At 56.2% G+C, this 411-nt stretch carries 1 protein-coding gene; it reads right to left on the reverse strand.

Annotation, left to right across the window (positions count from 1 at the left end):
* Positions 1 to 411 (reverse strand): putative PEP-binding protein (locus tag EVJ34_RS15495; RefSeq protein ID WP_161568931.1); only part of this gene is annotated, 411 nt, incomplete at both ends.

Below are 411 nucleotides of genomic sequence, written 5' to 3' on the forward strand. Positions count from 1 at the left end.
ATCTCTTCCCGCTGCCAGACATCTTCTTCCAGCTCAAACGGATGTTCAGTGCGCCCGTTAACGCCGAGGTTGCCGCACAGGAACTGGATCGCCTGCTCTTTATTGCTAAAATCCTGATCAACAAAGATATTCTCCAGCGCCAGCAGTGGGCGAACGTCTTCTTCCGGCGTAAAGGCGGTGAGTAACGCTTCAATTTCCTGCGCACTGCGGCATTCACATGCCTGACGCGCCAGTTCCCGACACGCCTCGCTATCCAGTTGACGAAGCTGGCTTTTCACCGCCGGAATACGCGGGCTACTCATACTCAGCTCATCCAGGCCCAGCCCAAGCAGTAGCGGCAGATAACGGCTTTCACCGCCCAGTTCACCGCAAATGCCTACCCATTTGCCCCGCTGATGCGCAGTGGTAACT

It is taken from the genome of Exiguobacterium sp. SL-9 (genome assembly GCF_004336985.1).
Lineage (GTDB): Bacteria > Bacillota > Bacilli > Exiguobacteriales > Exiguobacteriaceae > Exiguobacterium.